The organism is Marinobacter sp. L-13, assembly GCF_056857715.1.
Map to the genome: position 1 here is coordinate 152,486 of NZ_JBSXNQ010000068.1, position 16,084 is coordinate 168,569.

15 protein-coding genes are annotated in these 16,084 nt (G+C 58.8%); 12 read left to right on the top strand and 3 right to left on the bottom strand.

The features are described 5' to 3' along the window. Positions 1-27: 27 nt before the first annotated feature. The gene (locus tag AC13DD_RS19885; RefSeq protein ID WP_482931639.1) at positions 28-1,356 is read right to left on the bottom strand and encodes an MATE family efflux transporter; all 1,329 of its coding nucleotides are present in this window, start codon (positions 1,354-1,356) and stop codon (positions 28-30) included. A 200-nt stretch (positions 1,357-1,556) separates the two neighbouring features. On the opposite strand from AC13DD_RS19885, the gene coxB reads away from it, so the two are divergent. The 4 genes from coxB to AC13DD_RS19905 are packed head-to-tail and all read left to right on the top strand — an operon-like array spanning position 1,557 to position 5,844. Continuing rightward, the gene (coxB, locus tag AC13DD_RS19890) at positions 1,557-2,681 is read left to right on the top strand and encodes a cytochrome c oxidase subunit II (protein WP_482931640.1); all 1,125 of its coding nucleotides are present in this window, start codon (positions 1,557-1,559) and stop codon (positions 2,679-2,681) included. A gap of 57 nt (positions 2,682-2,738) precedes the next feature. Beyond that, on the top strand, positions 2,739-4,322 hold the full coding sequence (gene ctaD, locus AC13DD_RS19895; protein WP_041645872.1) for a cytochrome c oxidase subunit I: 1,584 nt from the start codon (positions 2,739-2,741) through the stop codon (positions 4,320-4,322). Positions 4,323-4,337: 15 nt separating this feature from the next. Next, positions 4,338-4,940 (top strand): cytochrome c oxidase assembly protein, encoded by a 603-nt coding sequence (locus AC13DD_RS19900; protein ID WP_092032207.1) that lies wholly within the window; start codon positions 4,338-4,340, stop codon positions 4,938-4,940. A 16-nt stretch (positions 4,941-4,956) separates the two neighbouring features. Continuing rightward, positions 4,957-5,844, top strand: coding sequence for a cytochrome c oxidase subunit 3 (locus AC13DD_RS19905; protein WP_014578903.1), 888 nt, complete (start codon positions 4,957-4,959; stop codon positions 5,842-5,844). Between the two features lie 10 nt (positions 5,845-5,854). Here AC13DD_RS19905 and AC13DD_RS19910 read toward each other — a convergent pair whose 3' ends face one another. Then, positions 5,855-6,058, bottom strand: coding sequence for a twin transmembrane helix small protein (locus AC13DD_RS19910; RefSeq protein WP_053113472.1), 204 nt, complete (start codon positions 6,056-6,058; stop codon positions 5,855-5,857). An 80-nt stretch (positions 6,059-6,138) separates the two neighbouring features. On the opposite strand from AC13DD_RS19910, the gene AC13DD_RS19915 reads away from it, so the two are divergent. The 6 genes from AC13DD_RS19915 (at position 6,139) to hrpB (ending at position 12,873) form a co-directional block, all read left to right on the top strand. Then, entirely contained in the window at positions 6,139-6,876 is a 738-nt protein-coding gene (locus AC13DD_RS19915; protein WP_092032210.1) for an SURF1 family protein, read from the top strand. After that, on the top strand, positions 6,869-7,507 hold the full coding sequence (locus tag AC13DD_RS19920; protein ID WP_053113474.1) for a hypothetical protein: 639 nt from the start codon (positions 6,869-6,871) through the stop codon (positions 7,505-7,507). Before AC13DD_RS19915 ends, AC13DD_RS19920 begins: the two co-directional genes overlap by 8 nt. A 64-nt stretch (positions 7,508-7,571) precedes the next feature. Further along, on the top strand, positions 7,572-8,633 hold the full coding sequence (locus tag AC13DD_RS19925) for a COX15/CtaA family protein (protein WP_053113475.1): 1,062 nt from the start codon (positions 7,572-7,574) through the stop codon (positions 8,631-8,633). After that, entirely contained in the window at positions 8,630-9,550 is a 921-nt protein-coding gene (gene cyoE, locus AC13DD_RS19930) for a heme o synthase (RefSeq protein WP_014578909.1), read from the top strand. Before AC13DD_RS19925 ends, cyoE begins: the two co-directional genes overlap by 4 nt. A 148-nt stretch (positions 9,551-9,698) precedes the next feature. Beyond that, positions 9,699-10,370: an SCO family protein gene (locus AC13DD_RS19935; RefSeq protein ID WP_088558551.1), complete on the top strand. Its 672-nt coding sequence runs from the start codon at positions 9,699-9,701 to the stop codon at positions 10,368-10,370. Between the two features lie 22 nt (positions 10,371-10,392). After that, complete coding sequence (gene hrpB / locus AC13DD_RS19940) at positions 10,393-12,873, top strand: ATP-dependent helicase HrpB (protein WP_482931641.1); 2,481 nt, start codon at positions 10,393-10,395, stop codon at positions 12,871-12,873. Here the strand turns inward: hrpB and AC13DD_RS19945 are convergent. Next, complete coding sequence (locus tag AC13DD_RS19945) at positions 12,827-13,681, bottom strand: eIF2B alpha/beta/delta subunit family protein (RefSeq protein ID WP_008176740.1); 855 nt, start codon at positions 13,679-13,681, stop codon at positions 12,827-12,829. The two genes, hrpB and AC13DD_RS19945, sit on opposite strands and share 47 nt — an antisense overlap. A 141-nt stretch (positions 13,682-13,822) precedes the next feature. On the opposite strand from AC13DD_RS19945, the gene AC13DD_RS19950 reads away from it, so the two are divergent. Together AC13DD_RS19950 and AC13DD_RS19955 are read left to right on the top strand one after the other, a co-directional pair. Then, positions 13,823-14,641 carry an alpha-L-glutamate ligase gene (locus AC13DD_RS19950; RefSeq protein ID WP_053113477.1) on the top strand — a complete coding sequence of 273 codons (819 nt, stop codon included), beginning with the start codon at positions 13,823-13,825 and terminating at the stop codon, positions 14,639-14,641. A gap of 178 nt (positions 14,642-14,819) precedes the next feature. Further along, positions 14,820-15,995: a type III PLP-dependent enzyme gene (locus AC13DD_RS19955; RefSeq protein WP_008176745.1), complete on the top strand. Its 1,176-nt coding sequence runs from the start codon at positions 14,820-14,822 to the stop codon at positions 15,993-15,995. The last annotated feature ends 89 nt before the right edge of the window (positions 15,996-16,084 follow it).

Sequence of the window (16,084 nt, forward strand, 5' to 3'; positions counted from 1 at the left end):
CCTGTAATGTTACGGATTGAATCTGCGTCACTGGCTCTGGAACCAACGATCGTTCCTGGTATGGGACCAGCACAGCCATCCCATGCTCAGAGCCCGCGCCACCATCAGGGAGATCAGCGCGAACCAGAGCCCGTGGTTGCCCCATCCGGTTGTCAGCCACCAGACCGGTGCAAACACGGCAAGGGCCGAAAACAGCATGGTGTTCTGCATGTCCCGGGTCCGGGTTGCGCCGATAAAAATCCCATCAAGAAGAAAGCCCCAGACTGCGGCAAAAGGTAGCAGCCAGAGCCAGGGCAGGTAACGCCAGGCGGTGGCTCTCACTTCCTCGATACCGGTTAGCAGTGCAATGAGCCAATGCCCGCCGGCCACAAAAACAATGGTGAGCAAGAGGGCGCCCCAGAGTGACCATCGCAGGGCACTGCGAAAGACCACCCGGAAGCGCCGCCGGCTGCCTTTGCCGATAGCCTCGCCAATCAGCGCCTCGGCAGCATTGGCAAAACCGTCCAGGGCGTTGGAGATCAACAGAAGAAAGGTGATCAGAACGGCATTGGCAGCGAGGATGGTGTCTCCCTGACGGGCGCCCTGGGCGGTAAAGAATGCCAGCACCAATAACAGCGCGATGGTTCGGACCATGATGTAGCGGTTAACCTGGAGAATCCTCAGGTAATCCTCGAGTTTGCCGAACAGAGCCCTCGTCAGCCCCTGCCCCTCAGGCATTCGTCGTAATACGATCAGGAAACCGATGGCGGCGGCGCCGTATTCGGCGATCACAGTGGCAATGGCAACGCCACGGCTGTTCCAGCCAAGCACGGTAACAAAAAGAATATCCAGCACGATGTTCAGGCCGTTTGCTGCAATCAGCATGATCATCGGGCCCCGTGGAAACTGGGTGCCGATGAGCCAGCCAACCAGCGTGTACTGGCAGAGAACGGCCGGCGCGCTCCAGATCCGGATTCCGGCGTACTCGGCCGCCAGTTCGGTCACGTTGTCACTGGGATTCATCAGGCTCAGGCCGGTCTGGATCAGAGGCTGGTGAAACAGAATGAGAAGAAGGCCGATCCCGGTTGCCAACAGGATCGAGCGCAGCAGTAATGCGACCTGGCTGAAGTTGTCCCGCTTGCCCCAGGCCTGAGCGGCCAGGCCGGTCGTGCCCATGCGCATGAAGCCAAAGGTCCAGTACAGGATGCTGAACAGATTGGCACCAACGGCGACGGCGCCAAGATACTCCGGGCTTTCCAGGTGGCCGAGCACGGCCGTATCCACCAGTCCCAGGAGAGGGACGGTGAGGTTGGTGAGCATCAATGGCCAGGCCAGGGCCCAGAGACGTCGGTCGGTTGCCGGCAAGTTAAAAGGCATATGCGTTTTAATTCTTAAAAAATTCTGTTTAGCTTTTTTGGGTTTAGCCGATTTTTTAGTCTTTTTTTGATCTGTGTCTATACTCCAAGCTGAGTATCCGAAAGCAGGCTTCCACTCTGGTTTTGCGGTGTATGCGACGCCGAAAATGCCAGCGGGATAACGCAAAATCCGACAAGAATAACACTCTGTGGAGACACAGTATGCGCGTGCACGCTCAGCGGGCAGGTGCCCTTTTAGGCGGTCTGATGTTCCCCGCCTGGTCCATGGCGGACTGGACACTGAACATGACCCCGGGGGTGACCGGCACCAGTAACGAAATTTTCAGCCTTCACATGACCATACTCTGGATCTGCGTCGTCATTGGCGTCGTGGTCTTCGGAGTCATGTTCTGGTCTATTTTTGCCCACCGAAAATCCCAGGGCGCCAAACCGGCCAACTTTCACGAGAACACCCTGGTAGAAATTCTCTGGACCATCATACCGTTTGTGATCCTCGTTGTTATGGCGATTCCTGCCACGGCGACCCTGGTCGACATGTATGACACCTCCGAATCGGAGGTGGACATCAAGATCACCGGGTATCAGTGGAAGTGGCAATACGAATATATCAATGAAGATTTCGGCTACTTTTCCAACCTGGCGACGCCAAGTGACCAGATTGAGAACCGACAGGCCAAAGGTGAAAACTACCTTCTCGAGGTGGATAACCATCTGGTGATTCCGGTCGGGAAAAAGATTCGTTTTCTGGTAACGGCGAACGATGTTATCCACTCCTGGTGGGTGCCGGACTTTGGTGTCAAGAAAGATGCGATTCCAGGCTTCATCAACGAGACCTGGACCCGCGTCGACAAGCCCGGCATTTACCGCGGTCAGTGCACCGAACTTTGTGGCAAGGACCATGGCTTCATGCCGGTGGTTGTCGAGGCGGTTCCCGAGGAGGAATACAACACCTGGGTCGCGGAGAAGAAGGAAGCTGCCGAGCGCGAGCGCCAGTTGACCCAGAAAGACTGGACCATGGCCGAGCTGATGGAACGGGGCGAAAAAGCCTACCAGACCGCTTGTGCTGCCTGCCACCAGGCCGACGGCAGCGGTGCGCCACCGGCGTTCCCGGCGCTGAAGGGCAGTCCCATTGCAACCCAGGACATGGCGGCTCACATAGACATCGTTGTGAACGGCAAGTCCGGCACGGCCATGCAGGCTTTCGGCAACCAGCTGAGCGAAGTGGACCTGGCGGCGGTGATTACCTACGAGCGGAACGCCTGGGGTAACAACACCGGTGAAATGGTCACTCCGAAAGAAATTTTTGATTACAAGAACCAGCAGTAATCAACGCCAGATAACAGATATCACCAGCCACAATAAATGGCGGTAACGGGGGTTTTCATGAGTGCGGTTGCAGATACCCACGCCCAGGATCATCATCACGGCCCGGCAAAAGGCATCAGCCGCTGGCTGCTGACCACGAACCACAAGGATATCGGGACCATGTACCTGATATTCAGCTTTGCCATGTTCCTGTTGGGCGGGAGCATGGCCATGGTCATCCGGGCAGAACTCTTCCAGCCCGGGCTGCAGATCGTGCAGCCGGAATTCTTCAACCAGATGACCACGATGCATGGTCTGATCATGGTCTTTGGTGCGGTCATGCCGGCGTTTGTCGGCCTTGCCAACTGGATGCTGCCCTTGATGATCGGGGCTCCAGACATGGCGCTGCCCCGGATGAACAACTGGAGCTTCTGGCTGCTGCCCTGCGCCTTCCTGATTCTGGTTTCCACCCTGTTCATGGAAGGCGGCGGTCCCAACTTCGGCTGGACCTTCTACGCGCCCCTGTCCACAACCTACGGGCCGCCGAGCACGACCTTCTTCATTTTCGCGGTCCACATCATGGGTATCTCGTCGATCATGGGCGCGATCAACGTGATCGCCACCATCCTGAACCTCCGGGCGCCGGGCATGACCCTGATGAAGATGCCCCTGTTTGTCTGGACCTGGCTGATTACGGCGTTCCTGCTGATTGCGGTGATGCCGGTCCTGGCCGGTGTGGTGACCATGATGCTGATGGACATCAACTTCGGCACCAGCTTCTTTGACGCCTCCGGCGGCGGCGATCCGGTACTGTTCCAGCACGTGTTCTGGTTCTTCGGGCACCCCGAGGTATACATCATGATCCTCCCGGCCTTCGGGGCGGTCTCCCATATCATTCCGGCATTTTCCCGCAAACCCCTGTTTGGCTATGCCTCCATGGTCTATGCGGTCGGTGCCATTGCCCTGCTGTCTTTCGTGGTCTGGGCCCACCACATGTTCACCGTTGGCATTCCCATCGTTGGCCAGCTGTTCTTCATGTACGCCACCATGCTGATCGCGGTGCCCACCGGGGTGAAGGTGTTCAACTGGGTGGCCACCATGTTCCGGGGTTCTCTCACCTTTGAGGCGCCCATGCTGTTTGCCGTGGCCTTCGTGATCCTGTTCACCATTGGAGGTTTCTCCGGTCTGATGCTGGCCATCGCGCCGGCTGACTTCCAGTACCACGATACCTATTTCGTGGTTGCCCACTTCCACTATGTGCTGGTGCCGGGTGCCATCTTCGGGATCTTCGCTTCGGCTTACTTCTGGCTGCCCAAGTGGACCGGGCACATGTATGACGAAACCCTGGCCAAGACCCATTTCTGGCTGTCTTTTGTTGGCATGAACCTGGCGTTCTTCCCGATGCACTTCCTGGGACTGGCAGGCATGCCACGACGGATTCCGGATTACGCGCTGCAGTTCGCCGATTTCAACATGGTTTCCAGTGTCGGTGCATTCATGTTCGGTGCCACACAGCTGTTGTTCCTGTTTATCGTGGTCAAGTGCATCAGGGGTGGCAAAGAGGCGGCCGCCAAGCCCTGGGATGGTGCCGAAGGTCTTGAGTGGACCGTGCCCTCACCGGCGCCTTACCACACCTTCTCGACACCACCGGAAGTTAAGTAACCGGAGGCCGGCACCATGTCGAACCAGCAGGCAAACAAGGCAGGCGCATCCCGCAGCACCAACCGTGTTGTGGGTTGGTGCCTGGCCGGGGTAGTTGGCATGTTTGCCTTCGGCTTTGCCATGGTGCCTCTCTACAACGTGTTCTGTGAGATTACCGGGATAAACGGCAAAACCGGCGGGCGATACGAGTCCACCGAGGTGGCCGAAGCTGACATGAGCCGGACGGTAAAAGTTCAGTTTCTTGCGTCCAATGGCCCGGGAATGACCTGGAAGTTTCGCCCGGTTGTGCGCTCCGTGGAAGTGCATCCCGGAGAGCCGACGACGGTGAACTTCTATGCCGAGAACCCCACGGCCGAGCCGATGGTCGGGCAGGCGGTTCCCAGCCTTGCGCCCTCGGAAGGCACGCTCTACTTCCACAAGACCGAGTGCTTCTGCTTCAACCAGCAACCGCTTGAAGCCGGCGAAAGCACTGAAATGCCCCTGATTTTTATCGTCGATAAAGACCTGCCGGCGCACATCACGAAACTCACCCTGTCCTATACGCTTTACGATCAGGGCAAGCAGCCGGCGGTAACGCAAACTTCCCGGAAAGACACAACAACAAACGATAACGGATAAGCCATCGGAGACTGTCATGGCGGAAAACCAGACCTACTACGTTCCGGAACAGAGCAAGTGGCCCATCATTGCGACGGTTGGCCTCGGCGTGACCCTCTATGGGGTTGCGGCCATCATGGTCAACGGCAAGCAGGGCGAGAGCACCACCGGTGCCTGGATCATGTTCATGATTGGCGCCATCATCATGGCGTACATGTTGTTCGGCTGGTTCGGGAACGTCATCAAGGAAAGCCGGGCCGGGCTGTACAGTCCGCAGATGGATCGTTCTTTCCGCTGGGGCATGAGCTGGTTTATTTTCTCGGAAGTGATGTTCTTCGCCGCGTTTTTCGGGGCCCTGTTTTACGTTCGGGTTTTCGCTGTGCCCTGGCTGGGTGGCGAGGGCGACCGGGGTTCCTCCAACATGCTGTGGGAAGGCTTTCAGTCGAGCTGGCCTCTCATCAATAACCCTAGCCCGGAGGCCTACCCCGGACCCAAAGAGGTCATCAGTGCATGGGGCTTGCCGTTGATGAATACCATTCTGCTGGTGACATCTTCCTTCACGGTAACCGTGGCTCACCATGCCCTGAAGGCGGGCAATCGGGCGAAAACCAAGCTCTGGCTTGCCCTGACCATTGCGCTGGCCATCGTGTTCGTGTTTGTCCAGGGCTATGAGTACATGCACGCCTACCAGGACCTCGATTTGACTCTGCAATCCGGGATCTACGGCAGCACCTTCTTCATGCTGACAGGCTTCCACGGGGCACATGTGATTCTCGGGTCTCTGATGCTGATCATCATGCTGATTCGCATAAACAAAGGCCACTTCACGGCCGATAATCACTTCGGGTTTGAAGCGGCGGCCTGGTACTGGCACTTTGTGGACGTGGTGTGGCTTGGTCTCTTTGTCTTTGTCTACATTCTCTGAAAAAGGTTGATCAGGGCGTCGGGTTCAATGTCAGGGCGCCCTGCCACAGAGCAATCAGAATGACCGCCAGGAGCAGTATGCTGAGTGTGACCCGAACCGCCAGGGAGTTCACCACCCGGTTGGTTTTGCCGCCATCCTTGATGAGAAAGAACAGGCCACTGAACAGACTCACCACGACGGCAAGCATCAGAAAAACGATAAAGCCCTTGAGCATGGGAGTTCCTGTTTTTGTAGGTGCAGTGAATGTACGGGCAGGAACAGGTTCCAGACCCGTTGAGGTCACTATAGCAGAGCATGTCTGATTCGCAGGGCCAACACCGTCAATGGCACTTTGACTGGCGATTGCTGGTGTTCAGCGGCGTCTTCCTGCCCATACTTATTGGCCTCGGTGTCTGGCAGCTGAATCGGGCGGAAGAAAAGCAGCTTCTGCTGAACCAGTGGCAGCAGGAAGCGGAAAACCGGGCCTGGCAGGACATGGAGTCCGGTGATCTGACCCGTGGTCGGCCTCTGACACTGACCGGGATGTACGGAAGCCGAAACTGGCTGCTGGATAACCGGACCCGTGATGGCATCCCGGGTTATGAAGTCCTGACAGAGTTTCGTCCTCTGGAAGGGCCGCCGATTGTGGTTAATCGCGGTTGGGTCCAGGCGCCGCGAACCCGGGATCAGCTCCCGCAGCTGGAAACGCCGGAAGGGATTTTTACCCTGGAAGGTCGACTCAGTGACTATCCGGTGCCGCCGGTGCTGGTGGATCAGCCAGAGGCAGGCGGTCCGTGGCCCCGGCGGGTACAGAGTCTGTCCGGAGAGGCCGCACGAAAGGAGATTCCGGATCTTCCCGACAAAATAGTAAGGCTTTCCGGCAATCGCCAGCCGGGCGCTTACCGGGCGGATTGGGAACCGGACCTGATGGGGCCACAAACCCATTACGGATATGCCACGCAATGGTTTGCGCTGGCCGTGGCGCTGACTATATTGACTATAGTGGCGAGTTACCGAAAGACAGGAGCCAATAATGACAATGACAATGGCTAACCGGATATCCGACCAGGAACACAACGAAGGGCCAACCCCGGAACAGGTGCGTCGCGGCCGTCGCACGGCATTCCTCCTGTTTGCGCTGGGTTTTGGCCCGATGATTGTTGCAACCATCATGTTTTATACCGGCTGGCTGAACCCGGCCGGCCACACCAATAACGGCGTTTTGCTCCAGCCAGTGGCCCCGGTTTCAACGCTCAATCTCGAAACGGCTTCCGGTACTCCGCTGGCAGAACGCTTTGGCCCGGAAAAAATCGATCCGGACTGGCTCATGATTGTGGCTGCCGGCCAATGTGGCAGTCAGTGCGAAGAGCTGCTCTATCTGGCCAGGCAGGTGAATATCGCCCTTGGCAAGAACGCCAACCGGGTCTCCCGGGCTGCCGCACTGGGTAGTGTGCCCTCCGATCTGCAGGCGCGTTGGTCCTCCGAATACAGCTCCATGGAGCGCCTTGTGCCTGCGGCGGGTGCCCGGCCGGACTGGCCAGCCGGTATCAATCCGGAAGCGGAGCCGCGCATCCTGCTGGTTGATCCGTTCGGTAATGTGATGATGCATTACGGTTCCGAGCATACTGGTAAGGATATGCTGGAGGACCTGAAACACCTGCTCAAACTGTCGCAGATCGGTTAATGGCCAGAGCGGAGAGTCAGCCTTGAATCAGTCATCTGTTTCCCCAACTACGGCAGCCCACAAGATGGCAAAGTGGGCAACCTTTGCCGTTTTGCTGGCGGTTGTCGTGATCATGCTGGGTGCCTGGACCCGCCTGGTGCACGCAGGGCTGGGGTGTCCTGACTGGCCCGGGTGCTATGGTTTTCTCACGGTGCCCCAGAGCGAATCGAACATTGCCATAGCGAATGCCCGTTTTCCCGATACGCCGGTGGATGTGCAAAAAGGCTGGCCCGAAATGATCCACCGTTACGCCGCCGGCACCCTGGGGCTGGTGGTGTTCGGCCTGGCGGCCTACGCGGTTCGTAACCGGCGCCAGGGTGTTCCGGTAAAGCTGCCTTTGTTTATCGCCGGTTTCATCATTCTTCAGGGCGCTTTCGGCATGTGGACGGTGACCCTGAAACTGTGGCCCCAGGTGGTGGCGCTGCACCTGCTTGGCGGCTTTACCACCCTGAGTCTCCTGACGCTGCTGGCCCTCCGGTTGCGACGTCAGGCCAGACGGACAGGGGATCGGGAGCCCCCGCCATCCAATGCCCTGTCCGGTTTCCGGCCCTGGCTCTATGGCGGGCTGCTGTTAGTGGTGATGCAGATTGCCCTGGGGGCCTGGACAGCGGCCAACTACGCGGCCGTTGCCTGTACCGATCTGCCCACCTGTCAGGGCCAGTGGTGGCCTGAGGGCATGGATTTCCGGCACGGCTTTGACGTGACCCAGCATGTGGGCCCGAACTACCTGGGTGGCCAGCTGACGGCGGATGGCCGGGTGGCCATTCATGTCACTCACAGACTCGGTGCCATGCTGGTGCTGGTCTATTTCGCCGCATTACTGGCGTTGATGTGGCGTCGACGTGGTGATTCCGGCCTGGATAACGCCATCCGGCTGGTGGCGGTCCTGCTGGGTGTTCAGATCCTGTTGGGTCTGGCCAACGTAATTTTCCATATTCCCCTGTCCATCGCCGTGGCCCACAACGCCATGGGCGCAGGTCTGCTGTTGTCAGTCATTCACCTGATCTGGCGGCATCAGCTGTTACTCGAACCACATAGCATCCCGGCAACACACACAACAACAATGAACCAGGAGGTTACGGCATGAGCGAGCAAGTGGAAGCACTGCCGGCCCAGGCAATTGCGAGCGACTCCAGAACAACCATTTCCTGGCGTGACTACCTGGAGCTGACCAAGCCCAGGGTTGTCGCGCTGATGATCCTCACATCGGTTATCGGGATGCTGCTGGCGGCGCCAGGCGTGCCCGGTTGGGGCGTCTTGGTCTGGGGCAATCTGGGTATCGCCCTGCTGGCCGGCGCGGCTGCAGTGGTCAACCATGTGGTAGACCAGAAAATTGACACCGTCATGGCTCGCACCCGCAAGCGCCCGGTGGCCACAGGCAAGATCTCGCCTGTGGATGCGATCCTGTTCGCAACGATACTCGCGTGTGTTGGTATGGCCGTGCTTATGTGGCAGGTGAATCACCTCACTGCCTGGCTGACCCTCGCCTCCCTGGTGGGTTACGCCGGTGTCTATACCCTGTTCCTCAAGCGTGCTACGCCCCAGAACATCACCATCGGTGGTCTTGCCGGAGCCATGCCACCGCTGTTGGGGTGGACCGCTGTGACCGGCCAGGTTGAGGGCCACGCTCTGCTGCTGGTGCTGATCATTTTTGCCTGGACCCCGCCGCATTTCTGGGCTCTGGCTATCCATCGCAAGGAAGAGTACGCCAAGGCGGGCATTCCCATGCTGCCGGTCACCCATGGCAACAAGTTCACCGAGCTGCACATCCTGCTCTACACCCTGATGTTGCTGGCGGTCAGTCTGCTACCTTTTGTCACAGGCATGTCCGGCGGTATCTACCTGGTGGGCGCCCTGGCCCTTGGCCTGCGCTTTCTGCAGTATGCGGTAAGGCTGTTGAAGGGTGACGATCGGCGGGTGGCCCTGAATACCTTCAAGTATTCCATCACTTACCTCATGGCCCTGTTTGTGGTATTGCTTGTGGATCATTTTGTATTCTTCTGAGTCAGACATTGTGCTGACGCAGGCGGGGATGGCTTTCCGAAACACGCTGTAAATACGTCCGTGTACGCCCGGCTACGCCATCCATGGCTCCGCACGGTTTCGGAAAGCCATCCCCGTCTGCTTATCTGATCAACGAAGTGGACCACCCATGAAAAGCTCCAGCTCTATTCGCCTTACCCTGTTCTGCCTTCTGCTAATCGTTGTTCTGATCTTTGGACTGGTTGTTGGACGGCAGGTATTTCTGGTGGGTAACCAGGAACCGATTCCGGCGCCGGAGCTGACGGAGTTCAATACGTATGTCTATGATCAGCCTCGTCAATTGGCAGAGTTCACGCTGACGGATGAGAACGGTGAAACGGTCACGCGGGAGAGTCTGAGGGGTCGCTGGACCATTGCATTCGTGGGCTACACCAATTGCCCGGATATCTGCCCGGCAGCCATGGCCAATTTGCGCCAGACCGACAAGCTGCTGTCCAAGGAATTGCCCCAGCCTGACTATCTGCTGGTCAGCGCTGACCCGGAGCACGATACGCCGGAGAAACTCAAAGCCTACACGGACTTCTTCGGTGAAAATTTCCATGGTCTGACCGGAGATCTGGACACCTTGCGGGAACTGGCCAAAAGCCTGAACGCGGTGTTTGTCCATCGTGAGGTGGATGGCGAGCTGCTGGTGGATCACAGCGGCCATTTTGCGCTGCTGAACCCCGACGGCGAACTTGCTGCTGTGATCCAGCCGCCCCATAATCCGCACAACCTGGCCGAGGCCTTTGAGCGGATTTACCAGTGGGCAAAGGCCAATCGTGAACGGGTGAGCTCCTGACGCTTCAGAAACCCGGAATCCGATGCTCCCTATTGATGCCATTCTTCCAGACCTGAAAGCGGCCCTGGAACGCACGACTACCGTACTTCTGCAGGCTCCGCCCGGTGCCGGTAAAACCACCCGTGTGCCTGCCGCCCTTCTGGATGCGCCCTGGCGCGGTGACGGCAAGATCCTGATGCTGGAGCCCCGTCGGCTTGCAGCTCGCTCTGCCGCCCGGTTCATGGCCCGGCAACTCAATGAACAGCCCGGACAGACGGTAGGCTATCGCACAAGGCTGGATACCCGTGTGTCTGCGGCCACCCGGATCGAAGTCGTGACCGAAGGCATCCTGACCCGGCTGATCCAGGTGGATCCGATGCTGGAGGAGTACGCGGCGGTCATCTTTGATGAGTTCCATGAGCGCTCTTTGCAGGCGGATCTGGGCCTGGCCCTGGTGCGGGAATCGCAGCAGGCGTTGCGGGAGGATCTGCGGTTGCTGGTGATGTCCGCAACCCTGGATACCGGGCCGATTGCGCAAGTGCTTGGAGACGTTCCCGTAATAACCAGTGAAGGACGGGCGTTTCCGGTCGATGTTCATTACCGGCCGTTGCCGCGCAGTGGCCGCATGGTGGATCAGGTTACCGCTGTGGTTCGGGAGGCATTGGCTGATCAAAGCGGCTCACTGCTGGTGTTTCTGCCCGGTGTGGGTGAGATACGTCGGGTTGAGCAACAGCTCCGTGCAAACCTGCCGGACCGGGTGATGCTTGCTCCACTATACGGCAATCTGAAATCGGAGCAGCAGGACCAGGCAATCTCGCCGGCTCCCGAAGGCCAGCGCAAGGTGGTGTTGGCTACGGCTATTGCCGAAACCAGTCTGACCATTGAAGGGGTTCGGGTTGTTATCGATTGCGGTCAGCAGCGTCGGGCCGTTTTTGATCCCAACAGTGGCATGACCCGCCTGGTCACTGGCCGGGTATCCAGGGCTTCTGCGGAACAGCGTAAAGGCCGGGCCGGCCGGATGGAGCCCGGGGTCTGTTATCGATTGTGGAGCGAATCGGAACAGTTCGGATTGGCCGATTACACGCCGCCCGAAATTCTGGAGGCCGATCTGGCACCCTTGGTGCTGGAATTAGCCCAGTGGGGCGCGCGGGAAGCCGATGCCGTCGCCTGGATTGATAAGCCCCCTGCCGCCCATTGGAGGCAGGCTGTGGCCCTCCTGCGGTGGCTCGATCTGCTCGATTCAGACGGAGCTATTACGGACCACGGCAAAGCGGCCCGGGAGCTGGGTATACACCCGCGACTGGCGCATATGGTGCTGAAAGGCCGTTCTATAGGGCTCGGAGGCGCGGCTGCGGCCGTGGCCGCCTTGCTGGAAGAGCGTGATCTCCTGGGCCCCGGAACTGGTGCGGACATGCACGAGCGGGTTCGGGTGTTCTTCGGGGAACGGCGGGATCGCACGCTGGATGTCGCTCGCCTGAAGGCTGTACGCCAGTCGGCCCGGCGTCTTTCCGGGCCCGGGACGACTGAGGCAACACCGCCCTCGGAGACCGAAATCGGCCGATTGCTTGCCCTGGCCTATCCGGACCGTATTGCCAGGCGGCGATCGGATAAGGCGGCGAGGTATCAGCTCAGTAATGGCAAAGGTGCGGTACTGAGAGAGGATGATCCCCTGGCACGGCACGAGTGGCTGGTGGCGGCCGAGCTGGATGGCCAGGCCCGCGAAGCCACGATTTACCTGGCCGCGCCGGTGGACATTCCGGACCTGGAGCTCGACCTGGCTGACCACATACAGGAGATCGAAGAGGCACTGTGGGACGACAGCCAGGGTAAAATTCTGGCGCGGCGTGCGCGAAAACTGGGTGAACTCGTGCTTCAGGAAAAGCCGCTCGGCCGGGTGGATCCGGAACTGGTCCGGCAGGGGCTGCTCAGCGCGATTCGGAAGAAGGGCCTGGAAAGCCTGCCCTGGAGTGATGGCAGTCGCCAGTGGCGTGCCCGAATGAGGTTGCTCGCCAGAACCTTCCCGGATTCCGGCTGGCCGGACACCGATGACGCGGCGTTACTGGATAGTCTCGAGGTTTGGCTGGGCCCGTTTCTGGTCGGCATGACCCGATGGTCCGATCTGGCCCGGATCGACTTGCTGGCGGCCCTTAACAGCCTGATTGATTACCCGTCCCAGCAGCAGCTTCAGAGTCTGGCGCCAACACATCTGACCATACCGACCGGCCAGCGGGTGAGTCTGGATTACACCGCCGACAATGGCCCGGTGTTGGCGGCCAAGCTCCAGGCGCTGTTTGGCTGGAAAGAAACCCCTGCCGTTGCCGGTGGGCGGGTACCGGTGGTGCTTCATCTGTTGTCCCCCGCGCAACGGCCTCTGGCGGTCACCGCCGATCTGGCCAGTTTCTGGCATAACGCCTACCCCGAGGTGCGCAAGGATATGCGTGGGCGGTATCCCAAGCATCCCTGGCCGGAAGATCCGTTTACCGCCGAGGCTCAGCAGGGCACGAAAAAACGCCCAACTCGCTGATGCGTTTGCTGACCAGCGCGTGTGGCACCCGCTCAAAGTAGATATTCCGTGGCGTTATCCAGTCTCCCGGCGGTGCGTTGAGTTCTTCCGCGGGCATTTCCTCGAGTTCAACCGACCCGGGGTCGGCGTCGCTGTTCCGGAAGCTGTCGGCAAGAACCCAGAGGGGCTTCCCGGCCGCATGGGCCGCCAGAGCCAACAAGTGTGTACCGCTTTTGTTGATAAAATGCCCATTGGAAAGCCAGGTATCGCACCCGGTGATCACCAGGTCAGCCTGGGGCACAAACAGCCCCATCTGCGCATCGGTGATCAAGGTGACGGGTATGGCTAGCTCGTTCAGCGCCCGTGCCAGGGAGTGGCCCTCGAAGCCCGGGCTGCTCTGGGTGCAGATGACAGAGAAGGCCTGGCGCTGTTCCGCCATGTTACGAAACAGCGCCAGTACCGCGGAGCTGGCGCTATGGGTCAGTATCACCGGCGACTCTGGCAGAAGATCGAGGGCTTGCCGGGCAATGGTTCCGGTGGCATTTTCCAGCTGGTCTCTGATGTCCATGACGGCCTGAAGTGCGACCTGAACATCACTGGAAAGACGCTGCTCGATCATGGCCAGTGCATTGCCAATCACGATCATGCTCGGGCGTGCCGCCCGGAGTTCTGCCAGTAGCCTCAGAAATGTCTCGCCCTCTGGCTCGACCTCGTCCAGGTAAGATAGCAGTTGATCGAGGGTGTTCATTGCCAGCTGTGTAGCGCCTGACCGGGAGTCCGCTTTCAGTGCGGCCAGAAGGGACTTTGCCCTCGCATCAAGTTCCTGCATTCCGCTCTTCCGTGCTTATGTGCTGCTTCAAGGGTAGCACCTGTACGGTCTTTTCCTGATGTCTGGAGGTGAAAATAGCACTTGCCTGAATGTCAGCCCTGTATAAAATACGCGCAACTCAACCCCGAGTGCGCAGTATCCATGCACCTTGTTTCCTTCGATATTTTCCGAACCCTGGGTTTTCCCGACACCACCGTCCTCAAGCCGGACCAGTTTTTGCGTCATAAAGAACTGTTGCGGGAAGCAGATTGGGTCCTGTTTCCAGAGTACTGGCAGTTAAATGCCCTGGTTCACGGTCTCAAGTGCCGGGTGTTTCCCAGCGAAGCCAGCTACCGCATCGGCCACGACAAAGTGGAGATGACCCGTGCATTCCAGACGGTGGCCCCGGAGCACACGCCCTGGACCATGATTGAGGCCAACGGCCCGGTGGAACGTGACATGATCTGGGATGCCATGGTGCATCCGTTCGTGGCAAAGCTTCCCAAGGCCAGCATGGGCGAAGGCGTCTGGCTGATTGAATCCCGTGAGGACTGGCGCCGCTACTGCGAGCGCACTGACGTGCTCTACGCCCAGGAATACCTGCCTCTGGACCGGGATGCACGAGTTGTTGTGGTTGGCGATCAGGTGCTGACGGCTTACTGGCGAACCCAGGCCGATCAGGGCTTCTACAACAATGTGGCCCAAGGTGGCCGCATCGACAACAGCCCGGTTCCCCCGGCGATGACGGCGCTGGCATTGCGGCTGGCCCGGGATCTGGGTGTTGATCACGCCGGCTTTGATATTGCGCTGGTGGATGGCCACCCTTACGTACTGGAATTCAACCGGTTGTTCGGAAACAAGGGATTGGGCCAGGGCACGGAGCTCCAGGAAGCGATTCTCGGCTATCTACGGGAACAGACTGAACCGGAAGACCCGGACGGGCCTACCGAACCACCGCCGATATGGCCGGTGGCGGTCTAGGAATTCCCGCCAGAATTCATGCCAGTGGCGTTGCCAGTATTGCCCATTACTTATGGGTAGATTTGCTCATATCCGGGCCCTCAAAAAAGCCCGATGATCGCGCTATCTAACGGGTGCTGCAGCGTTGCTGTAGTGCCTTTTTTTATGCCTGTTTGCCCTGTGGAGGGAAACACCACCCATGACCGAAGCCGCTAACGCCAATATCGCCGATTACTACGAAGCCGACACGTTCAAGCGCATCAAGGACTTTGCCGACGGCAAGGAAACTCCGTTTGTGGTGATCGATACCGCAACGATTGACCGTCAGTACGACGAGCTGGTCGAGGGTTTCCCCTACGCCAAGGTTTACTATGCGGTGAAAGCCAACCCGGCCCCGCAGATCCTGACCATGCTGCGCGACAAGGGTGCCTCTTTCGATATCGCGTCGGTTTACGAGCTGGACAAGGTGATGGCCCTGGGTGTGACCGGTGAGCGGATCAGCTACGGCAATACCATCAAGAAGGCGAAGGACATTCGCACCTTCTACGAGAAAGGCGTTCGTATGTTTGCCACCGACTCGGAGGCAGACCTTCGCAACATCGCCAAGGCGGCCCCGGGCTCGAAAGTGTATGTGCGTATCCTGACCGAAGGTACCCTGACGGCAGACTGGCCGCTGTCCCGCAAGTTCGGCTGCCAGACCGACATGGCCATGGACCTGCTGATCCTTGCCCGTGACCTGGGTCTGGTGCCCTACGGCGTGTCGTTTCACGTCGGTTCCCAGCAGCGCGAGATTGGCGCCTGGGATGCGGCCCTGAACAAGGTGAAGGTGATTTTCGAGCGTCTGAAGGAAGAAGACGGTATCGAGCTTAAGATGATCAACATGGGCGGTGGTTTCCCGGCCAACTACATCACTCGCACCAATGAGCTGAAGGTGTACGCCGAGGAGATTGCCCGCTTCCTGCACGAGGACTTTGGTGCGGAGCTGCCGGAGATCATCATCGAGCCGGGCCGATCGCTGATTTCCAACGCCGGTGTTCTGGTGAGCGAGGTGGTTCTGATTTCCCGGAAATCCCGTACTGCCCTGCATCGCTGGGTGTTTACCGATGTGGGCAAGTTTTCAGGCCTGATCGAGACCCTGGATGAGGCGATCAAGTTTCCGATCTGGACTGAGAAGGCGGGCGAAGGCGAGGACTGTGTGATTGCCGGGCCGACCTGTGACAGTGCCGATATCATGTATGAGCATCACAAGTATCCGTTGCCGTTGAATCTGGCGATTGGGGATCGGATGTATTGGCTGTCTACCGGAGCCTATACAACGACATACAGCGCCATTGAGTTTAATGGGTTTCCTCCGTTGAAGGACTATTACATCTGACCCTGTATTAGTTCGGAGTCTGGCCGCGGGGCGGGGGTGTCCTTTCCTCTGGGAAAAACAACTCGCTTTGCTCAGACATTTTTTCCCGG